This window comes from Streptomyces sp. NPDC001549, assembly GCF_042894025.1.
Lineage (GTDB): Bacteria > Actinomycetota > Actinomycetes > Streptomycetales > Streptomycetaceae > Streptomyces > Streptomyces kutzneri.
On the sequence record NZ_JBIAVJ010000003.1, the window covers coordinates 458,516 to 476,557 of the forward strand.

Genomic DNA, 18,042 nt, shown 5'->3' on the forward strand with positions numbered 1-18,042 from the left:
CTTTGTCCGGTGAGCTCTCAGGGTGAAGGCGTGACCCCGGTCCCCGCGGTGCGGTGGCGCCGTGCGATGGAGGCCGCGCTGTACGGGCCCGGCGGCTTCTACGTGCGGCCCGGCGGGCCGGGACCCGCCGGGCACTTCCGTACGTCCGTACACGCCTCGCCGCTGTACGCCGTGGCCGTGGCCCGGCTGCTGCGGTGGGTGGACGCCGAGCTCGGGCACCCGGCGGAGCTGGACCTGGTCGACGTCGGGGCCGGGCGGGGGGAGCTGCTGACCGGGGTGCTCGCCGCGCTGGAGCCGCGGACGGCCGCGCGGGTGCGCCCGTACGCCGTGGAACGGGCGGAGCGGCCCGCCGGGCTCGACCCGCGGATCCGCTGGGCCGCGGCCCCGCCCGAAGGGGCGACGGGGCTGCTCTTCGCCAACGAATGGCTGGACAACGTGCCGCTGGAGGTCGCCGAGGACGGGCACTACGTGCTCGTCGCCCCGGACGGTACGGAGAGCGCGGGCGGCCCGCTGGACGCCCCGGACCGGGCCTGGCTGGAGCGGTGGTGGCCCGGCGGCGGCCGCGCCGAGATCGGCCGGGCCCGTGACGAGGCCTGGGCGGCCGCCGCCGGGACCCTGGAGCGGGGCCTCGCGGTGGCGGTGGACTACGCCCACACCCGCGGCGCACGGCCCCCGTACGGCACCCTGACGGGCTTCCGCGACGGCCGTGAGGTCCCGCCGGTGCCGGACGGCTCCTGCGACGTCACCGCCCACGTGGCCCTGGACTCCTGTGCCGGGCCGGGAGCGGTCCTGCTGACCCAGCGCGAGGCCCTGGCCGCGCTCGGCGTCTCGGGAGCCCGGCCCCCGCTGGCCCTGGCCTCGGCGGACCCGGTGGCCTACGTACGGGCCCTGTCCTCGGCCGGTGAGGCGGCGGAGCTCACGGACCGCGCCGGGCTGGGCGCCTTCGGCTGGCTGGTCCAGCCGGCCGGCATCCCGGCCCCGGCATGGCCGGGTGCCGCGGGCCGGGCGTGATCCGAAGGGCCCGCCCCAGGCCGGGCGCGGACCGGGATGGGTGGTGTCGTCGAGGGCGGTGAGCACCCAGCGCCCGTTGCCGTAGCGGTCGCGGCGGTGCTCGAAGCGGGTGAGGCCGGTGTGGTGCGTGCCGAAGCCGACCGCGCCGCTCGCCCCGACGGGGATCCGCAGGAGCAGGGTGGCAGGCCGCGTCCGGACCGGCGTTCACGGCGGCGAACAGCGCGGCGCCGGGGTCGGGCTGCCCCGACGCGGTCCGGTAGGCGTCGATCAGGCGCGGGAGCGCTGCCGGGTAGTGGGCTGCGAGGTGGGTCCGGTGTGCGTCCGCCGTCGCCTGGCCGAGGGACGGTTCGCCGGTGAGGAGCTCGGAGAGGGCGCGGAAGTCCGCGGCGTCGGTCATGACGGTCGTCTCCTGCTCAGCCCTCGTCGAAGACGAGGTCCTCGGGGTTGCGGGTCATCTTCACGGTGGTGCCGGAGACCTGGACCACCTCGTCGAGGCCCGTGGTGAACTGGCCGGTGGGCAGGATGAGGAACTTGTCGGCCTGCTGGTCCAGGTAGGCGGGGAAGCCGGAGAGGTCGGTGTCGCCGAGGTTGAGGTAGTCCACCAGACGCCGGAAGAGCTTGGGGAGGATGACCTCGTCCTCGGTGATCGAGGACATGCCCGTGACCGTCGCTCCGCTGACGGTCGAGTCCTCGGCCCACACTCCCTTGGGCGGTGTGGCGGTCCGTGCCTTCTGGGCCGCGGTGGTGATCAGGTTGCGCAGGTCGTGGAAGAGGGTGTTGTAGTACAGCGGATACACCAGCCCCTCCTTGATCAGGTGGTGGTTGAGGGTGAGCTCCAGCATGGCCGGGTCCACGAGCACCTGGGTCCCGCTGGCGGCCGGAGGTTCGCCCCGCCCTGCGAAGGCGATGCACCGGCGGCTGATGTCGACGCCCCGCGTCAGGACGAAGCCGGGCGCGCTCGCCGGGGTCGAGGCCGTCACCAGCCCGTTCGACCCCCGGGTGACGCCGGTGAAGCCCACCCACTCCAGTACCGCGTCCCGGGCGGCGTTGGCGAGGGCGAGCGGCTGATGGACCGTGGGGCCGGTCCGTGAGTAGTGGGTCTCCAGGGCGTCGATGGCCTCCAGGCGAAGCTTCCCGCGGCCCGCCGCGTTGCGCTTGACCTTCCGGGGGCCGCCGATCAGATCCCACTCGTCGGGGTTGTCGGGCCGGAAGTGGATGGTGTCCCCGTCCGGGTCGGTCCCGAGGATCTCGTACGAACCTTTGATCAGCAGCATGGGCATGACGGTGCGGCTCCTCTCGCCCGAGGGCGTTACGTCGGGATTTCTCACTTAAAGTAACCGTATGGGATGTTTTGAGAGCTCTCCGTGACGAAACGCGTGGCGAACGGTGCGCGAGTTCGAAAGATGGATCTTCGTGCGGTGGGCGCGGACGGGCGCGCCGGGCCGGCGCGGGGAGGGCCGGGCCGATGCGACGAGGGCCGGGCCGATGCGACGAGGGCCGGGCCGATGCGACGAGGGCCGGCGAACGCACGGAGGGCCGGGATCCGCGTGGGATCCCGGCCCTCCTGTCGGCCTGCGTGCGTGCTTACTGCTTCAGCTCGTCGTGGCCCTGGTGCAGGCCGCCGCCGCTGCCCGTGCCGCCCGTCGGCTGCGAGACGACCGGCTTCGACAGCGGGGCCAGGTCGAAGGCGTAGTGGCCGACCGCGTCCGCGATGACGTCGACGTTGATGTCGAGCGCCTTCTGGTCGATGTTGGTGATGTCGTCACCCTTGCCGTGGTAGTTCACGTCGTAGGCGACGCCCGCCTGGCCACCGAACTTCGCGGCCTGCTCCGGGGTCTTGATTCCCTCGGCGCCGGTGAAGGTACCGCCGGACGGGATGCCCACCTCGATGAAGGGGCCGTAGTCCGAGCGGCCCGAGAAGTCCGTGCCCTCGTGCGGGATCTTCTTCGAGTCGAGGAAGTCGTTGATCCCCTTCTCCAGCTGGGCGGAGCCCTCCGGGCCGGGGCCCGCGCCGGTCGCGTCCGAGTCGTCGCCGTCGTAGACGAAGTACGCGGCGTTCGGCGAGGCGATCATGTCGAAGTTCAGGTAGAGCTTGATCTGCTTCTTCTGCGCGTCCGTCAGCCCGGCGACGTACGCCTCGGAGCCGAGCAGGCCGAACTCCTCCGCCGACCACCAGGCGAACTTGACCTTGTTGTTGATCTTCGTCTGGCTGCTCGCGAGGCGCTGCGCGACCTGCAGGATGCCGGCCGATCCGGACCCGTTGTCGTTGATGCCCGGGCCGGCCGCGACCGAGTCGAGGTGCGAGCCGAGGAAGACGGTGTTGTTCTCGTCGCCGCCCTTGGTCTCGGCGATGACGTTGTACGTCTTGCGGTTCTCGCGCAGCTGCCGGATGTCGAGGGTGACCTCGACCGGGCCGGCCGCGGCCTCGGCGGCGAGCTTCTCGCCGTCCTCCTGGGTGATGCCGCCCGTCGGGATCTTGCCCGCGTTCGGGTCGCCGAGGGTTCCGTTGAGGGCGCCCGCGGTGTTGTTGTAGATGACCGCGCCGACCGCGCCGGCCGCCGCCGCGTTGGCCTGCTTCGCCGCGAAGGTGCAGCCGCCGCGCTTGACCAGGGCGATCTTGCCGGTGAAGGTGCCGGAGGCGAAGTCGCCGGGCTCGCAGCCGTTCGTCCCGTCCGCGTCGACCGGGGCGACGGCGACGCCGGCGGTCACACCGCCCTCCGGGCTGTTCGCCGTGTACGACATCAGGTGGATCGGTACGTCGCGCTGGTTCGCGCCGCCCACCGTCAGCTTCTCCTCGATGGTCTCGACGTACACGAAGTCGAATTCGTTCTTGGTGACCTTGTACCCGGCCGCCTTCATCACGGCCTCGATGTACTTGGCCGACTGCACGTGCCCCTTGGAGCCGGCCGCGCGGTTGCCGTTGTTGTAGTCGGCGAGCGACTGCAGGACCTTGAGGTGGTTGTAGGCGCCCTTGCCGGTCGCTTCCTTGACCAGCTTCCTGGCGAGCGCGTCACCCCGGGCGGCGTCGCTCTGCGGGCTTCCGGTGGCTCCGGCCGGTCCGGCCAGCAGCAGCGGCGAGACGAGGGCTGCGGCTGCCAGGGCGGCGGTTGCTGCGGCTATACGGCGTGAGGGCATGAAGGTCCTTCCACGGCAAAGGCGAGCAGGGCAGGGCGGAGCAGGGCACCGCACGGCGGAACGTGGCGGAGCGTGGCGGAGCGGGTGAGCAGAAGTGGTGCACGTTACGTGGGGGAGCGGTGGACGCACGTTAGACAGCAAGTGGCCACCATGGCCAGAGTTTTCGCTGATTCCGGTTTATGAATTCCGTATATCGGTGAATCTGGGCCGCCCAAATCAGGCCAACCGCACGCCGGTTCGTCCTAGCGGAGGATGCCCTCGATGAAGTCCGATCCGATGCGCGCGACCGCCGGCAGATCCAACTGGTGCTGGGCATACCGGCCCTGACGTCTCGTATGCATCAGACCGGCCTTTTTCAGGACGGCCAGATGCCGCGACACCTCCGGCGCGGTGATCCCGTACACGGTCGCCAGCTCGCTCGTCGTGAACGGGGCCCGGGCCAGGCTCCGGCACAGCATCATCCGCATCGGATGCGCCAGCGCCTCCATCCGCCGCTGGAGCAGCTCCACCGAGCCGGGCTCGGAGGCCAGTTCGGGGGAGCCGAGCGGATAGTGGACCACCGGCCGCCAGCCCGGCGCGTGCAGCACCAGCAGATGCGGCCAGCCGAAGTTGGTCGGCACGAAGACCAGACCGGCGCCTATTCGGGGATCGGTCGCGGTCGTCGATCCGTGGACCATCTTGTCGGCGGTGATGGTGGTGCCGCCCTCGTCGACGCTCAGCGCCGCCGAGACCTCCTTCAGCACGGTCGGCAGCCCCTTGCGGCGCAGCACCTCCGTCTTGTGCCGGGCGTCGGCGCTCTGCCCGGGCTCGACGCGCTTCCACGTCTCGGCGAAGAAGGCCTCGTCGCAGTCCTCCAGGAGGCGCCGCATCCACACCCGTACGGCGGCCGTGTCGTCGAGGAGCCGCATGGAGAAGTCCAGCTGGCGCGGGCCGCGGGCGGCGGCCGTCTCCAGCGCCTTGGCCCGCGCCGCCGGGTTGTCCAGCGGTGAGGAGGACGGGCCGCCCTCGTTGTAGAGCGCCAGCCAGCACTGCTCCAGGGCGGCCCGCACGAACCGCTCGTCGTCCAGCCGGTCGAGCACGTCCAGCGCCTCGGCCAGCGTCGCGGCCGGCAGCCCGGTGCCGCCGGGCAGCCCGGCGAAGGGCATGAAGATGTCGGAGAACGAGCTCCGCCACATGAAGTCGGCCTCCAGCAGCCGGTCCGCGAGGCACGGATCGAGCGAGGCGGCGGTGGCGGTGGTCCAGGAGGTCAGCCCGGGGTGGTGCGCGGGCTGGGAGAGCGCGTGCAGGGCCATGCAGAGCTCGGCGAGCGGGGAGGGCGCGAAGGTGATCCGCTCGGTGGGCAGGCCTGCGATGTCGATCGTGACGCTCATCAGGCCATTCTGTCGTTCCGCGCACGCCGGGGAAGCCGGGACGGGCCTCCCGGCCCCGCCGTACGAGTGGCCGCGGGCGCCCCGGCACGGCGGCCGTACGAGTGATCATTTCGGGCCGCGGGGGCGCTTTCGGGCCGTCGATTGACGGGGAACGTCAACTGTCGTGCGCGATGCCGCCGACGGGGTGAGGCTTGGGTCATGACCGCAATCGAGCAGTACATGATCGACACCTACCGGGCGTCCCAGCAGGGCGCCCCGATGCCCCCGCCGCCCGGGCGGGACGACGTCGCCGTCCTGCGCTCGCTCCGCTCGTACGAGCAGGCCCGCGCCGTCATGGACGGCAGATCGGGCCGCCACCCCTGGCGCGCGGCCCTGCGCCGGATATTCGTCCGCCCGCGGGCGTGCTGATCCCTCGTGCGGCCTCCTCTGGATCTTCAAAGACCCCGGGCCACCCGAGCCCTGCCCAGCGCGCGGAAGCCGAGGGCGTGGCGATAGATCTCGGGCATGCGGTAACGCCCGTCGATGTCTCGGGCCAGTACACCCCACTGCCCCAGGGTTTCGACGTCGTCGGCCGTCAGTTCCACGTCCGCCGCGTCGAAGGGCATCTTCACGGAGTCCGCAAAGGTCGACATGCGCCTCAGCAGCGTTCCGAGACGCGGATTCTCCTGGTTGATCTCCTCCACCTTCGCACGGCTGCACGCGCTCAGGGCGCGACGCATGGCCACCGGGGTCAGCAATCTGTCCGGCCATTTCGCATCGCCCACGGAGGCGAGCGCCGCCTCGCACAGGAAGCGGACGACATCGCGAGCCTGAATCTGTTCGTTGAAGTCCGCGAGGGCGACCGGAACCCATCGTTCGGTCCACGCCTCGCGGGAGTTGTCGGTCCCGAGCTTCGCGCCCCAGAGGGGGAGGAGCGCCCGGACGAGCTCGTCGTAGCCCATGTCGGCGATCGGAAGATCGGCGGTCGGCAACGCCTCGGCGTTCATCGCCAGCCACAGCGGCAGCCGGAGGGCGTCCTCGGTGTTCCAGCGCAGCTCATAGGGTGCGTAGAGGTCGAGGAAGTGGCCGAGGTTCTGCCTGATCGCCGCGCGGACCAGGTCTTGGCGGACGAAGATCACGAGCCCGAGCGAGCGATTGCGAAGCCGACGCAGCCAGGCCGGAACCTCGATCAGCAGCGTCCGCAGCGCGATGCGTCTGGGTTCCGCCTCCAGTGACTCCAGCCAGTCTTCCAGGCCGTCGATGACGAAGAGGCAGGCCCCGGAGGCGTCCAGAGTCCGTTCGATGAGGAATTCCTCAGCGGGTTCACCCCGGTCGGCGCCTGCCGACCAGGCCAGACATTCCAGCCAGCGCAGCCGCCAGAACTCCGGATCATCGGACCGCTCGTCCTTGAGGCCGGCGTTCAGATGGCTTCGGATCTCGTCCGCGGTGACGCCTGGCCCCCGTGCCGCGCGGTCTCTGAGCTCTTGCGGCGACACCACGCCCGCCCGAGGCCCAGCGATGTTGGCCGGGTCCAGAACAGGGATCACGATCGCTCGCCGTTCGACGCTCTGCCCGTTCTCCCGGGCAAAGGCTTCCCAGGTCCCCGCAACGCACATCCTGGCGAAGGTGAACGTCTTGCCTGCGCCTTTCGCGCCGACGACGACCGCAACCGGAAGGTCGGTGCTGTGATCCGCGATCAGTCGGCGCACCGGCTCAGTGGTGAGGAATCCGAGCCCTGGATCCATACCGCGCTGCTCGGCGAAGACAAACCGGCGTGCGGTGCTCTCCAGGGCACGCCGACTGTCGTCCAGCGTGGCCCGCCCCTCGGAACGTGTCGGGACCGCCGGTACGACGCTCGGGGTGAATTCGGCGAGCAGACCGGGGAGACCACAGCGCCGGATGACCTCCACCACCGCGTCCCAGCTTCGCGGAAGCGCCAGCAACTCCTCGCGGAACGGACTCAGCACAGGCTCGGTCAGGACCTGCTCGTCCACGGCCAGATCCTCGGGCGTGTACTCGTCAGCAATCCCGCCGGGCAGGACGATCGTGGACGACAGAGCTGCGGAGAGTCCCCTGCGGGCCTCTTCGGCATGGGCGTCATGGATGTCGAGCCGGTACTGCGTCACGATCGCTGCAGGGGTGGGATCCGTTCCGACCACCGCCGGGGACTGAGCCCCGAGCTGCTGGATCATGGTCTCGGTGCCTTGCAGGGACTGACTGCTGATCGTAGTGACGAACACCCGCATCACTCGGGGGTCCAACAGGATGGGCGCCGCCAGCTCCGAAGCGCCGGCACGGAGGTCCAGTACGACGGTGTCGGCCTCGGCGGCGTTCGCGAGGGCCACCAGGGACTCACTGAGGAAGTAGGGCGAGCGGTCCTCGGTCAGCAGGTCGGCGGGCCCGATCCGGGGCGGCCCGAGCCGCACGCGCCGACTGGCCGGCAGGACAGTCACGCGGCCTGTGCCCGGATAGCGCGAGACCCGCTGGTTGGGCAGGTAGGCGGCGGCGATTTCCACCGCTTGTGTGGGGTCGCCCTGCCGTGAGGAGTGCAGGAGGGCGAGGAGGTCCTCGTACGCGATGTCGCAGCGGCCCCCTTGCGCCTGATACATCCAGGTGATGCCGGGCGCCTCCAGGTCGGCGTCGACGAGAAGGACGTGCTGACCTTGAGAAGCGAGGAGGTCGGCCAGTGCCACCGCGTGCAGTGTGCGTCCCACGCCGCCCTTGAAGGAGTGGAAGGCAGTGAGCTGCTTGCCACCGGCGAACTGTGAGACCTCCGGGCGGGGAAGTGCCTCGCTCAGAGCTGAGGTGACACGGCGTTCGCTGAGTTTTGGGCGGCGGTGAGGCAGCACGCCGGGATCGGCGGCTTCAACCAGACGCACGGGAAGGGATTGAGGAGCGATGGCCGTGGGGCGGTCCAGGGTGAGTTCCAGGCCCATTCCGTGTTCGGCGGTGGACCCGAGGCCGAACTGTCTGTCCAGCCACTCACGGACAGTCGCGGTCTCGGTACCCGGGAGGACTGTCAGCTCCAGCCCGTCCCACCAGGCATCGACCTCCAGCAGCCATTGCGGCCACTGGCCCTCCACAGCTGCTTCCGCAAGTCGGGAATCGATGTCGACCCAGGTGAAGAGCTTGCCGGTCATAGCGCTCAAGATCCCTTCCTGGCGTCCTCCACCAGTGACTTCAGAGCCTCCACCGCCGCTTTCTGATCATCGGCGCGCAGTTCTGCACCATAGCGCCATGCTTCGTGCAACTCGTGGCTCTCGATCCAGGCGCCGTTCTTGTGCCGATGGCAGCGCAACGGGTCCGGCCCAGGAGCGGGGTCCTGGAGGTTCAAGGCCTTGGCCAGGCGGCGCAGATTGTGCGTCCGCAGGTCACTGGGTAAGGAGGAAGTGTCCTCGCAGCGCAGAACCCAGCGCAGCACCTCAGCCTTCAACCCGCACTCGGCAGCGTAGAAGAGCAGCAGTCCGCTGACCGCGTTCTCCCCCGCCTGCTCGGCGGCCTCCCCCTGCTTGGCGAGTCGCTCGCGGCTCCGGCGTAGCTCGCTCACCCCCACGTCCACCATCGCGCCAGGCTACTTGCCGTGGGTGAAGAGGCGGGCAGGTTTCTCAGGACGCCGTCGGCCCAGACTGCAAGCAGCCTCCCTCAAGCGGCGCCGAGGTTCTTCACGGCTTGGAGGAAGGCCGACCAGGCGGCCGGGGAGAGGGTGAGGTGGGCCTCGCCGGGGTCGGCGCTTCCGGCCACCTTCACGGCCGCGTCCGGGGCGGCCGTCGCGACGTGCACACAGGCCTCTCCCTCCTGGCAGAACGACGATTTTCGCCAGCTGAGCTGAGTCATGGGGACTCCTCGGTTCACAGGGCGCGCAGGATGCTGTGGATGAAGGCCCGGCTCTTCCCGCATTCGAGGGCCGCGCCCTCCATACGGTCCAGAAGCAGCCGGTATTTGGCGAGCTGGGCCTCGGCGTCGACCAGGGCGGGGCCGTGGGACTGGTCGAGGTGGACGGTGTCGAGCTGAGGTACGGGGCCGTGGACGTAGTAGATCGACTGGCCGGAACCGGGGAAGGAGCCCGCGTCGAAGGGGATTACCAGAATCCGGACATGACTCAGCTCCCCCATCTCCAGCAAGTGGGTCAGCTGGGCCTTCACAACGGAGTGCCCGCCGAACTTCATTCGCAGGGCCGCCTCATGAATGATCGCGGTGTACGGGATGGGATCGTCCCGGTGAAGCACTTCCTGCCGCTTGATCCGGTGGGCGACGCGCTGCTCCACATCGGCCTGGGGCAGTGGCGGCAGCACGTGCCCGAAGATCTCCCGGGCATGCTCCGCCGTCTGCAGCAGGCCGGGCACGTGGACGGTGTAGGCGGCGCGCAGCGCCAGACCGTGGTGCTCCAGCTCGGCGAGGTCGAGCAGGCCTGGCGGCAGGATCTCCCTGTACTGCTCCCACCAGCCCTTCGTACGGTCGCTCGCCATTGCGGCCAGCGCATCGACGAGCAGGGGGTCGCAGACGGAGTACACCCGGGCCATGGCGCGGACGCGTTCGGAAGAGACGCCGAACCTGCCGGTTTCCACGTTGCTCAGCTGGCCCTGGCTGGTGCCGAGTTGACGCGCGGCCTCGGTTGCCGTGAGCCCAGAGCGTTCTCGCAACTTGCGCAGCTCAACCGCGACGCGGATGCGTCGGGCCGTCAGTGCTACCCGCCCCGCCATTGCACTCCCTTCCGGCAGCTGTCTCACTCACACGAGCGAATGAGGGCCTGGATCCCGCGAGATTCACGCAAATAACACTTGCGTGACCCTAATCTGGGACGCAGGCCACCCCGCCCGGAAGCACCCCGTTCGACGGAGCGGCAAGGTCACCGGGCAACAAGCGCAACGCGACCAACACCCCTCCGTGATCGGAGACTTCCATGCCTGCCACCGTATCTCCGTCGTGGGCCTACAGCCTGCAACTCCCGCAAGATCCCCGCGCCCCCGGCCTCGCCCGCCAGACCCTGCGTTCCGTGCTGCGGACGCACGCGATGAGCGAACTCGTCGAGACGGCCGAGCTGTTGGCGGGGGAGCTGATGGCCAACGCCTACCTCTACTCCGACGGCCCGTACACGCTCCGGCTACGGGCCATGGGGTCCAAGCGGCTGCGTGTCAGCGTCTGGGACAGCAATCCGCACATCCCGCCGCCCTTCGGGGCGGACTCCCCCGGCCGGACACCACAGTCGGATGCCGAGCGAGGCCGCGGGCTGTTCCTCGTACGGGCGTACGCCGCCAACTGGGGCGGGTATCCGCTCGGCGGGACCGGGCTGTACGGGGACGCCGGGGGGAAGCTGCTGTGGGTCGAAGTCCGTGCCTGACCGGGCCGGGACCGTACACACGGGGTACGGCCCCTGCCCCGGTGCCGGTCTACTCGAAATTGGGCGCGTTGCGCTGGTACACCAGCCGCAGCCCGATCAGCGTCAGCCACGGCTCGTGGTCGTCGATCACCGAGGACTCGCCCAGCACCATCGGAGCCAGCCCGCCCGTGGCGATGACCCGCACGTCGTCCGGGTTGCCGTGCGGTCCGGCCAGCTCCTTCGCCATCCGGGTCACGACCCCGTCGATCTGCCCCGCGAAGCCGTAGACCACGCCCGACTGCATCGCCTCGACCGTGGACTTCCCGATCACGTTGCGCGGCCGCGCCAGCTCGATCTTCCGCAGCTGGGCACCCCGCACGCCGAGCGCGTCCATCGAGATCTCGATGCCCGGGGAGATCACCCCGCCCACGTACTCGCCCCTGGCGGACACCGCGTCGAAGGTGGTCGCCGTACCGAGGTCGACCACGATCGCCGGGCCCCCGTAGAGCTCGACCACCGCGACCGCGTTCACGATGCGGTCCGCGCCGACCTCCTTCGGGTTGTCCATGAGGATCGGCACGCCCGTCTTGGTGCCCGGTTCCACGATCACCGCGGGCACGTCGCCGTAGTAGCGGCGGGTCACCTCGCGGAGCTCGTGCAGGACAGAGGGCACCGCCGAGCAGATCGCGATGCCGTGGATCCCGTCGCCGAGCTCGCTGCCGAGCATCGGGTGCATGCCCATCAGCCCCTGCATTAGCACGGCCATCTCGTCGGCCGTGCGCTGCGGGTCGGTCGAGATGCGCCAGTGCTCGACGATCTCGTCACCGTCGAACAGGCCCAGGACCGTGTGGGTGTTGCCCACGTCGATGGTGAGGAGCACGGGTTACACCGCCTCGCGCAGATCGAGCCCGATGTCCAGGATCGGCGAGGAGTGGGTCAGCGCGCCGACCGCCAGGTAGTCCACGCCGGTCTCCGCGTACGCGCGCGCCGTGTCCAGGGTGAGGCGGCCGGAGGACTCCAGCACCGCGCGGCCGGCCACCAGGGCCACGGCCTGCGCGGTCTGCTCGACCGTGAAGTTGTCCAGCAGGATCAGGTCGGCGCCGGCCTCCAGGACCTCCCCGATCTGCTCCAGCGTGTCGACCTCGACCTCGATCGGGACCTCCGGGAAGGCTTCGCGCACGGCCTTGAAGGCCTGCGCGACACCGCCCGCCGCCACCACGTGGTTGTCCTTGACCAGCGCGGCGTCCGAGAGCGACATCCGGTGGTTGACGCCGCCGCCGCAGCGCACCGCGTACTTCTCCAGCGAGCGCAGGCCCGGCGTGGTCTTGCGGGTGTCGCGGACCTTCGCCGAGGTGCCCTCCAGCACGTCGGCCCAGCGGCGGGTGGCCGTCGCGATGCCCGACAGCCGGCACATGATGTTCAGCGCGCTGCGCTCCGCCGTGAGCAGGTCACGGGTGCGCGAGCGCACGGACAGCAGCAGCTGCCCGGCCGTGACGGCGTCGCCGTCCTCCGCGTGCCGCTCCACCTCGAAGGCCTCCGTGCAGACCACGGAGAACACGGCCTCGGCGATCCGCAGACCGGCCACGACACCGTCCTCGCGCGCGACGAAGTCGGCGACGGCCTCGGCCTCCTCCGGCACGGTCGCGACGGTCGTCACGTCCACGCCGCCGTCCAGGTCCTCCGACAGCGCCATGTGCGCGATGTCCTCGACCTCGATCGGGTCCAGGCCGGCGTCGGCGAGCAGCTGCGCCAGCGCCGGGTCCAGGCCGCTCTCCTCGCCGTCGCCGCAGGCGCAGTCGTCGCCGCAGCCGCCGTCGTTCTGGTCGATCAGGGGAAGTTCGGGGGTGCTCACGGTCACTGCTCCAGGCTCGGGGTGCTCAGGGGGTGCACGGACGGGAAGTCCGCGGAGTCGGTGGGTACGACGACCAGGGCGCGCTTCTCGGTCGCCGAGAGCCGGACGACGAGATGGCGGCGCCAGTGCGCATCGTCCCGCTCGGGGTGGTCCTCACGCCAGTGGCAGCCGCGGGTCTCCACGCGCCGCTGCGCCGCTGCGACCAGGACCCGCGCCACGCACAGCAGGTTCGTGGCCTCCCAGGTGTCCACGCCCGGCTCGGCGGTCTTGCCGTGCGCTTCGAGGTCGTTCAGGGCAGTGGCGTACAGAGCTTCGAGGGCGTCGGCCGCGGTACTGAGCGAGTCGGCGGAGCGGAGCACGCCCGCGCCCTCCGTCATGATCCGCTGGACCTCGTACCGGGCCCCGCCGGGCTGCAGCGGGCCGGTCGCCGGGACCGGTATGCCCGGGCCGCTGCCGGCGGGCCGCTCGGCGACGATGTCCTGGGCGATCCGCTCGGCGAAGACCAGACCCTCCAGCAGGGAGTTGGAGGCCAGCCGGTTCGCGCCGTGCACACCGGTGCAGGCGACCTCGCCGCAGGCGTACAGGCCGGGGACGGTGGTCCGCCCCTGCAGGTCGGTGCGGACGCCGCCGGACGCGTAGTGCGCGGCGGGCGCCACCGGGATGGGCTCGGTCACCGGGTCGATGCCGTGGGAGCGGCAGGCGGCCAGGATGGTCGGGAAGCGCTGCTCCCACATCTGCGCGCCGAAGTGCCGGGCGTCGAGGTACATGTGCTGCGCGCCCTGCTCCTGCATGCGGCGCATGATGCCCTTGGCGACGATGTCGCGCGGCGCGAGCTCGGCGAGCTCGTGCTGGCCCTGCATGAAGCGCACGCCGTCCGCGTCGACGAGGTACGCTCCCTCGCCCCGGACCGCCTCCGACACCAGCGGCTGCTGGCCCTCGGCGTCCGGGCCGAGGAAGAGCACCGTCGGGTGGAACTGCACGAATTCGAGGTCGGAGACCTCGGCGCCGGCCCGCAGCGCGAGCGCCACGCCGTCACCGGTGGACACCGACGGGTTGGTGGTCGCCGAGAAGACCTGGCCCATGCCGCCGGTCGCGAGGATCACGGCGGGCGCGTGCACGGCGCCCACCCCGTCGTGCTGGCCCTCGCCCATGACGTGCAGGGTGACCCCGGCCGTACGGCCCTGCGCGTCCTGCAGCAGGTCCAGGACGAGGGCGTTCTCCACGGTCTCGATGCCCGCGGCCTGGACGGCCTCGACGAGCGCCCGCGAGATCTCGGCGCCGGTGGCGTCGCCGCCCGCGTGCGCGATCCGGCGGCGGTGGTGCCCGCCCTCGCGGGTCAGTTCTATCTCGCCGGTCTCCGTGGAGGTGTCGAAGACCGCGCCGGTGGCCATCAGCCGCCGTACCGCGTCGGGGCCCTCGGTGACGAGCAGCCGGACGGCCTCCTCGTCGCACAGGCCCGCACCGGCGACCAGGGTGTCGTCGAGGTGCTGCTCGGGGGTGTCGCCCTCGCCGAGGGCCGCGGCGATACCGCCCTGGGCCCAGCGGGTGGAGCCGTCGTCGAGCCGGGCCTTGGTGACCACGACGGTACGGCGGCCCCCGGCGGCGCAGCGCAGCGCGGCGGTCAGGCCCGCCACGCCGGAGCCGACGACCACGACATCGGCGTCGAGGGACCAGCCGGGGGCCGGTGCGTGCAGCCGTATGCCGGTGCCTGCGCCTGCCCCGCCCGACGGGATGCCTCTGCCTGGGGTGCTCACGAGTGTGCTCCGAATTCCAATGGGATGTTGTCGATCAGCCGGGTCGAGCCCACCTTCGCGGCGACGGCCAGCACGGCCTGCCCGGTGAAGTCCTGACCGGTCTCGGTGAAGTCCAGCGGATCCACCAGCGCCAGGTAGTCCAGCACGAGCGGCGGCTCGTGGCGGCCCGCCTCGTCCAGGACGTGCAGCGCGGCGGCCCGTACGGCGTCCGGCAGCCCGGCGCCGGCCGCCGAGACGGCGTGCGCGTCGGCGGAGGCACGGATCTCGCCCAGCCGGGCCAGGGCGGTGGCCCGCTCGTCGCTGGCCGGGGAGGCCTCGGCGCGGGCGCGCAGCGCCGCCTGCGCGGCGAGCCGGTCCCGGCCGGCGAACAGGGCGCGGGACAGGGCCAGGGCGGTGTGCCGCTCCGCGGTCGAGAGGTAGCGGTTGCGGGAGGACAGCGCGAGCCCGTCCTCCTCGCGGACGGTCTGTACGCCGACCACCTCGACGGGGAAGTTCAGGTCGGTCACCATCCGCCGGATCAACGCCAGTTGCTGCGCGTCCTTCTGGCCGAAGAGGGCCAGGTCGGGGCGGGTGAGGTGGAGCAGCTTGGCGACGACGGTCAGCATTCCGTCGAAGTGCCCGGGGCGGGTGGCCCCTTCGAGACGCTCGCCCATGGGGCCGGCGGTGATCCGCACCTGCGGGTCACCGCCCGGGTAGACCTCGTCGACGGCCGGGGCGAACACCGCGTCGGCGCCCGCCTCTTCGGCGATCCGCAGATCCGCGTCGAGGGTGCGGGGGTAGCGGTCGAGGTCCTCGCCCGCCCCGAACTGCAGGGGGTTGACGAAGACGGTGACGACGACCTGCCCCTCGGGCCCGGCCTGTTCGCGGGCCGTGCGGATCAGGGTGGCGTGGCCCGCGTGGAGGGCGCCCATGGTCATCACCACGGCCCGGCGGCCGGTGCGCGGCAGCTTGTGCAGCTCTTCGGCGGTGTGCAGCAGCAGGTCGGTCACCGGTCGCCCCCGTCGGTCTCCGTGTCGGCGAGCACTCCGAGCAGGTCCTCGGCGAGTTCGGGCTTGAGCAGACCGTGCGCGAGGGCCCGGTCCGCGGTCGTGCGGGCCATCGCCAGGTACCCGGCGACGGCGCCGGGCGCGTGCCTGCGCAGCTCCGAGACGTGCGCGGCGACCGTACCGGCGTCCCCGCGGGCCACCGGCCCGGTCAGGGCGGCGTCACCGGAGCGCAGGGCGTTGTCGAGGGCCGCGCCGAGCAGCGGGCCGAGCATCCGGTCGGGGTGCTCCACCCCGGCCTTGGCCAGCAGCTCCATCGACTGGGCGACCAGCGTGACCAGGTGGTTCGCGCCGAGGGCCAGGGCCGCGTGGTAGAGCGGACGGTTCTCCTCCGCGATCCACTCGGGCTCCCCGCCCATCTCGATGACCAGGGCCTCGGCGGCCAGGCGCAGCTCCTCGGGGGCGGTGACCCCGAAGGAGCAGCCCGCGAGCCGCTGCACGTCGACCTCGGTACCGGTGAAGGTCATCGCCGGGTGCAGGGCCAGCGGCAGGGCGCCCGCGCGCCGCGCCGGGTCGAGCACGGAGGTCCCGTACCGGCCGGAGGTGTGCACCAGGAGCTGCCCGGGCCGGACCGCGCCGGTCTCGGCGAGGCCCTCCACGAGGGACGGCAGCGCATCGTCGGGGACGGTCAGGAGCACCAGGTCGGCCACCTCCAGCACCTGCGCGGGCGGTACGAGCGGCACATCGGGCAGCATCCGCGCGGCCCGGCGCACGGACGTGTCGGAAACTCCGGAGACGGCGACGGGCCGGTGCCCGGCCTGCTGGAGCGCACACGCCAGCGCGGGACCGACGCGGCCGGCTCCGACGACGCCGACGGCGAGCCGGGCAGGGCGGGGCTGCTGTGATGGATTCACGCGGGGAGGGCCCTTCCGTTCCAGTCCGCGGGGGGTACCGGACGATACGCCGCCATGCTAGCTCCTGGGGCAGTTGGCCGGTCGGCGGTGACGGGAGCGAGGATCTTTCCCCATGAGTGATGACAGCGACGACATCGAACGTACGAAGCGGCTGGTCGCGGCCTGGCGCGGGGCGGAGCGGAGGCTGTCGCGCAGCCTGCTGGAGCCCACCGTGGGCGAGCTGCTCGGCTCGCTCGCCGAAGCCCCGTACGACATGGACGGGCCGGCCGACGTCTACGGCGACGGGGTCGTCGGCGCACTGGAGCGCAAGGTCGCCGAGCTGCTGGGGACCGAGGACGCGGCGTTCTTCCCCAGCGGCACTATGGCGCAGCAGATCGCGCTGCGGTGCTGGGCGGGCCGGACCGGGAACCCGGTGGTGGCGCTGCACCCGATGAGCCATCCGGAGCGGTGGGAGGAGGAGGCCCTGTCGGCCGTCTCCGGGCTGCGGGTGGCGCACCCGACGACGGAGGCCCGCCCGCCGTCGGCCGCGGACGTCGAGTCGCTCCGGGAGCCCTTCGGCACGCTGATGGTGGAGCTGCCCCTGCGGGACGCGGGCTTCCTGCTGCCCACCTGGGAGGAGCTGGAGGCGCTCACCGAAGCGGCCCGGGCGCGGGACGCGGTCGTCCACTTCGACGGGGCCCGGCTGTGGGAGTCCACCGTCCACTTCGGCCGCACCCTGCCGGAGATCGCGGGCCTCGCGGACTCGGTGTACGTCTCCTTCTACAAGTCGCTCGGCGGCCTCAGCGGGGCGGCCCTGGCGGGGCCGCGGGACTTCGTGGAGGAGACCCGGATCTGGCGCCACCGCTACGGCGGCCAGATCTTCCGGCAGTTCCCGCAGGCCCTCTCGGCACTGGCCGGACTGGAACGGGAACTGCCCCGGCTGCCGTCGTACGTGGCCCAGGCGCGGGTGGTGGCCCGGGCGCTGCGCTCGGCGTTCGCGGATTCGGGGGTCCCGTGGGCCCGGATCAACCCGGAGGAGCCGCACACCCACCAGTTCCAGGTGTGGCTCCCGTACGAGCCGGACCGGCTGACGCAGGCGGGCCTGCGGCAGGCCGAGGAGACGGGCACGGTCCTCTTCCGCCGCTGGTCCGCCGACGGCCCGCCGGGCCTGGCGGTGACGGAACTGGAAATCACGCAGCCGGGCCTGTCCTGGACGGAGTCCGACGTCCACGAAGCAGTCTCGGCCTTCGTGGCCCGGATCTAAGGGCTGTGACCGGCGAGGTTCACCGGACCTAGGACTGCGAAATCCAGCCTGGCCGGGGGGCACCTCCCAGCGGTGGCCGGGGGAGTTCGAGGCGCGGGCTCCGGGGCGGAGCCCCGGGAAACGGCGAAAGGGCGGGGCGGGGAGAGGCCCCGCGCAGCGGTACCCGCCCCGCCCCTCGGAAGGCAAGGGCGAAACGCCGAATTCCCGAAAGCCGCCGGCGCGGGCCGGCCACGGAGTTACCGTCATTGACGGCAATTACCGGCCACCGCGCCCGGAGGAGACACCATGACCACTCAGCCCGCGTGGCGGAAGTCCTCGTTCTGCAGCGAGGGCGACGCCTGCGTCTACGTCGCCACCGCCCCCGGAGCGCTCGTCAAGGTCGCCGACCGCGCCGACCCCGCCCACCTCGTGCTCGCCACCACCCGGGCCGCCTGGGCCGACTTCCTGCGCGCGGTCAAAGAGACCGGCTGAGGGACCCGCCGAG

The 18,042-nt window shown here is 71.7% G+C and carries 17 protein-coding genes; 5 read left to right on the forward strand and 12 right to left on the reverse strand.

What is annotated here, in order from left to right:
- Positions 1–66: 66 nt before the first annotated feature.
- Positions 67–1,011, forward strand: a complete 945-nt coding sequence (locus ACFY04_RS07555) for an SAM-dependent methyltransferase (RefSeq protein WP_389114840.1) — start codon at positions 67–69, stop codon at positions 1,009–1,011.
- Between the two features lie 413 nt (positions 1,012–1,424).
- Here the strand turns inward: ACFY04_RS07555 and ACFY04_RS07560 are convergent, their stop codons facing one another.
- The 3 genes from ACFY04_RS07560 to ACFY04_RS07570 all read right to left on the reverse strand — a co-directional run bounded on the left by ACFY04_RS07560 (position 1,425) and on the right by ACFY04_RS07570 (position 5,516).
- Positions 1,425–2,291, reverse strand: coding sequence for a nuclease (locus ACFY04_RS07560; protein WP_389114763.1), 867 nt, complete (start codon positions 2,289–2,291; stop codon positions 1,425–1,427).
- A 304-nt stretch (positions 2,292–2,595) separates the two neighbouring features.
- The gene (locus tag ACFY04_RS07565) at positions 2,596–4,146 is read right to left on the reverse strand and encodes a M28 family metallopeptidase (protein WP_389114765.1); all 1,551 of its coding nucleotides are present in this window, start codon (positions 4,144–4,146) and stop codon (positions 2,596–2,598) included.
- A gap of 242 nt (positions 4,147–4,388) precedes the next feature.
- Positions 4,389–5,516: a DUF5937 family protein gene (locus tag ACFY04_RS07570; RefSeq protein ID WP_389114766.1), complete on the reverse strand. Its 1,128-nt coding sequence runs from the start codon at positions 5,514–5,516 to the stop codon at positions 4,389–4,391.
- A gap of 198 nt (positions 5,517–5,714) precedes the next feature.
- On the opposite strand from ACFY04_RS07570, the gene ACFY04_RS07575 reads away from it, so the two are divergent.
- Positions 5,715–5,924 carry a hypothetical protein gene (locus ACFY04_RS07575; protein ID WP_301368272.1) on the forward strand — a complete coding sequence of 70 codons (210 nt, stop codon included), beginning with the start codon at positions 5,715–5,717 and terminating at the stop codon, positions 5,922–5,924.
- Between the two features lie 26 nt (positions 5,925–5,950).
- Here ACFY04_RS07575 and ACFY04_RS07580 read toward each other — a convergent pair whose 3' ends face one another.
- From ACFY04_RS07580 to ACFY04_RS07595, 4 genes are all read right to left on the reverse strand, one after another.
- Positions 5,951–8,635 carry a KGGVGR-motif variant AAA ATPase gene (locus ACFY04_RS07580; protein WP_389114767.1) on the reverse strand — a complete coding sequence of 895 codons (2,685 nt, stop codon included), beginning with the start codon at positions 8,633–8,635 and terminating at the stop codon, positions 5,951–5,953.
- 5 nt (positions 8,636–8,640) lie between these two features.
- Complete coding sequence (locus tag ACFY04_RS07585; RefSeq protein ID WP_351148330.1) at positions 8,641–9,057, reverse strand: hypothetical protein; 417 nt, start codon at positions 9,055–9,057, stop codon at positions 8,641–8,643.
- Between the two features lie 80 nt (positions 9,058–9,137).
- Complete coding sequence (locus tag ACFY04_RS07590) at positions 9,138–9,329, reverse strand: DUF397 domain-containing protein (protein WP_389114768.1); 192 nt, start codon at positions 9,327–9,329, stop codon at positions 9,138–9,140.
- A gap of 14 nt (positions 9,330–9,343) precedes the next feature.
- Positions 9,344–10,195 (reverse strand): helix-turn-helix transcriptional regulator, encoded by an 852-nt coding sequence (locus tag ACFY04_RS07595; protein WP_389114770.1) that lies wholly within the window; start codon positions 10,193–10,195, stop codon positions 9,344–9,346.
- Positions 10,196–10,395: 200 nt separating this feature from the next.
- On the opposite strand from ACFY04_RS07595, the gene ACFY04_RS07600 reads away from it, so the two are divergent.
- The gene (locus tag ACFY04_RS07600; protein ID WP_389114772.1) at positions 10,396–10,833 is read left to right on the forward strand and encodes an ATP-binding protein; all 438 of its coding nucleotides are present in this window, start codon (positions 10,396–10,398) and stop codon (positions 10,831–10,833) included.
- Between the two features lie 49 nt (positions 10,834–10,882).
- On the opposite strand, the gene ACFY04_RS07605 is transcribed toward ACFY04_RS07600, so the two are convergent.
- From ACFY04_RS07605 to ACFY04_RS07625, 5 genes are read right to left on the reverse strand one after another with little or no spacing between them, the layout of a single operon-like run.
- The gene (locus tag ACFY04_RS07605; RefSeq protein ID WP_389114774.1) at positions 10,883–11,692 is read right to left on the reverse strand and encodes a type III pantothenate kinase; all 810 of its coding nucleotides are present in this window, start codon (positions 11,690–11,692) and stop codon (positions 10,883–10,885) included.
- A gap of 3 nt (positions 11,693–11,695) precedes the next feature.
- The gene (gene nadC, locus ACFY04_RS07610; RefSeq protein ID WP_389114842.1) at positions 11,696–12,664 is read right to left on the reverse strand and encodes a carboxylating nicotinate-nucleotide diphosphorylase; all 969 of its coding nucleotides are present in this window, start codon (positions 12,662–12,664) and stop codon (positions 11,696–11,698) included.
- Positions 12,665–12,666: 2 nt separating this feature from the next.
- Complete coding sequence (locus ACFY04_RS07615; RefSeq protein ID WP_389114776.1) at positions 12,667–14,418, reverse strand: L-aspartate oxidase; 1,752 nt, start codon at positions 14,416–14,418, stop codon at positions 12,667–12,669.
- On the reverse strand, positions 14,415–15,407 hold the full coding sequence (gene panC / locus ACFY04_RS07620) for a pantoate--beta-alanine ligase (RefSeq protein ID WP_389114777.1): 993 nt from the start codon (positions 15,405–15,407) through the stop codon (positions 14,415–14,417). Before panC ends, ACFY04_RS07615 begins: the two co-directional genes overlap by 4 nt.
- Positions 15,404–16,315, reverse strand: coding sequence for a Rossmann-like and DUF2520 domain-containing protein (locus ACFY04_RS07625; protein WP_389114780.1), 912 nt, complete (start codon positions 16,313–16,315; stop codon positions 15,404–15,406). The genes panC and ACFY04_RS07625 overlap by 4 nt, the downstream gene beginning before the upstream one ends.
- A 112-nt stretch (positions 16,316–16,427) precedes the next feature.
- On the opposite strand from ACFY04_RS07625, the gene ACFY04_RS07630 reads away from it, so the two are divergent.
- Both ACFY04_RS07630 and ACFY04_RS07635 read left to right on the forward strand, forming a co-directional pair.
- Entirely contained in the window at positions 16,428–17,558 is a 1,131-nt protein-coding gene (locus tag ACFY04_RS07630; RefSeq protein WP_389114781.1) for a threonine aldolase family protein, read from the forward strand.
- 285 nt (positions 17,559–17,843) lie between these two features.
- The gene (locus ACFY04_RS07635) at positions 17,844–18,029 is read left to right on the forward strand and encodes a DUF397 domain-containing protein (protein WP_382549025.1); all 186 of its coding nucleotides are present in this window, start codon (positions 17,844–17,846) and stop codon (positions 18,027–18,029) included.
- The last annotated feature ends 13 nt before the right edge of the window (positions 18,030–18,042 follow it).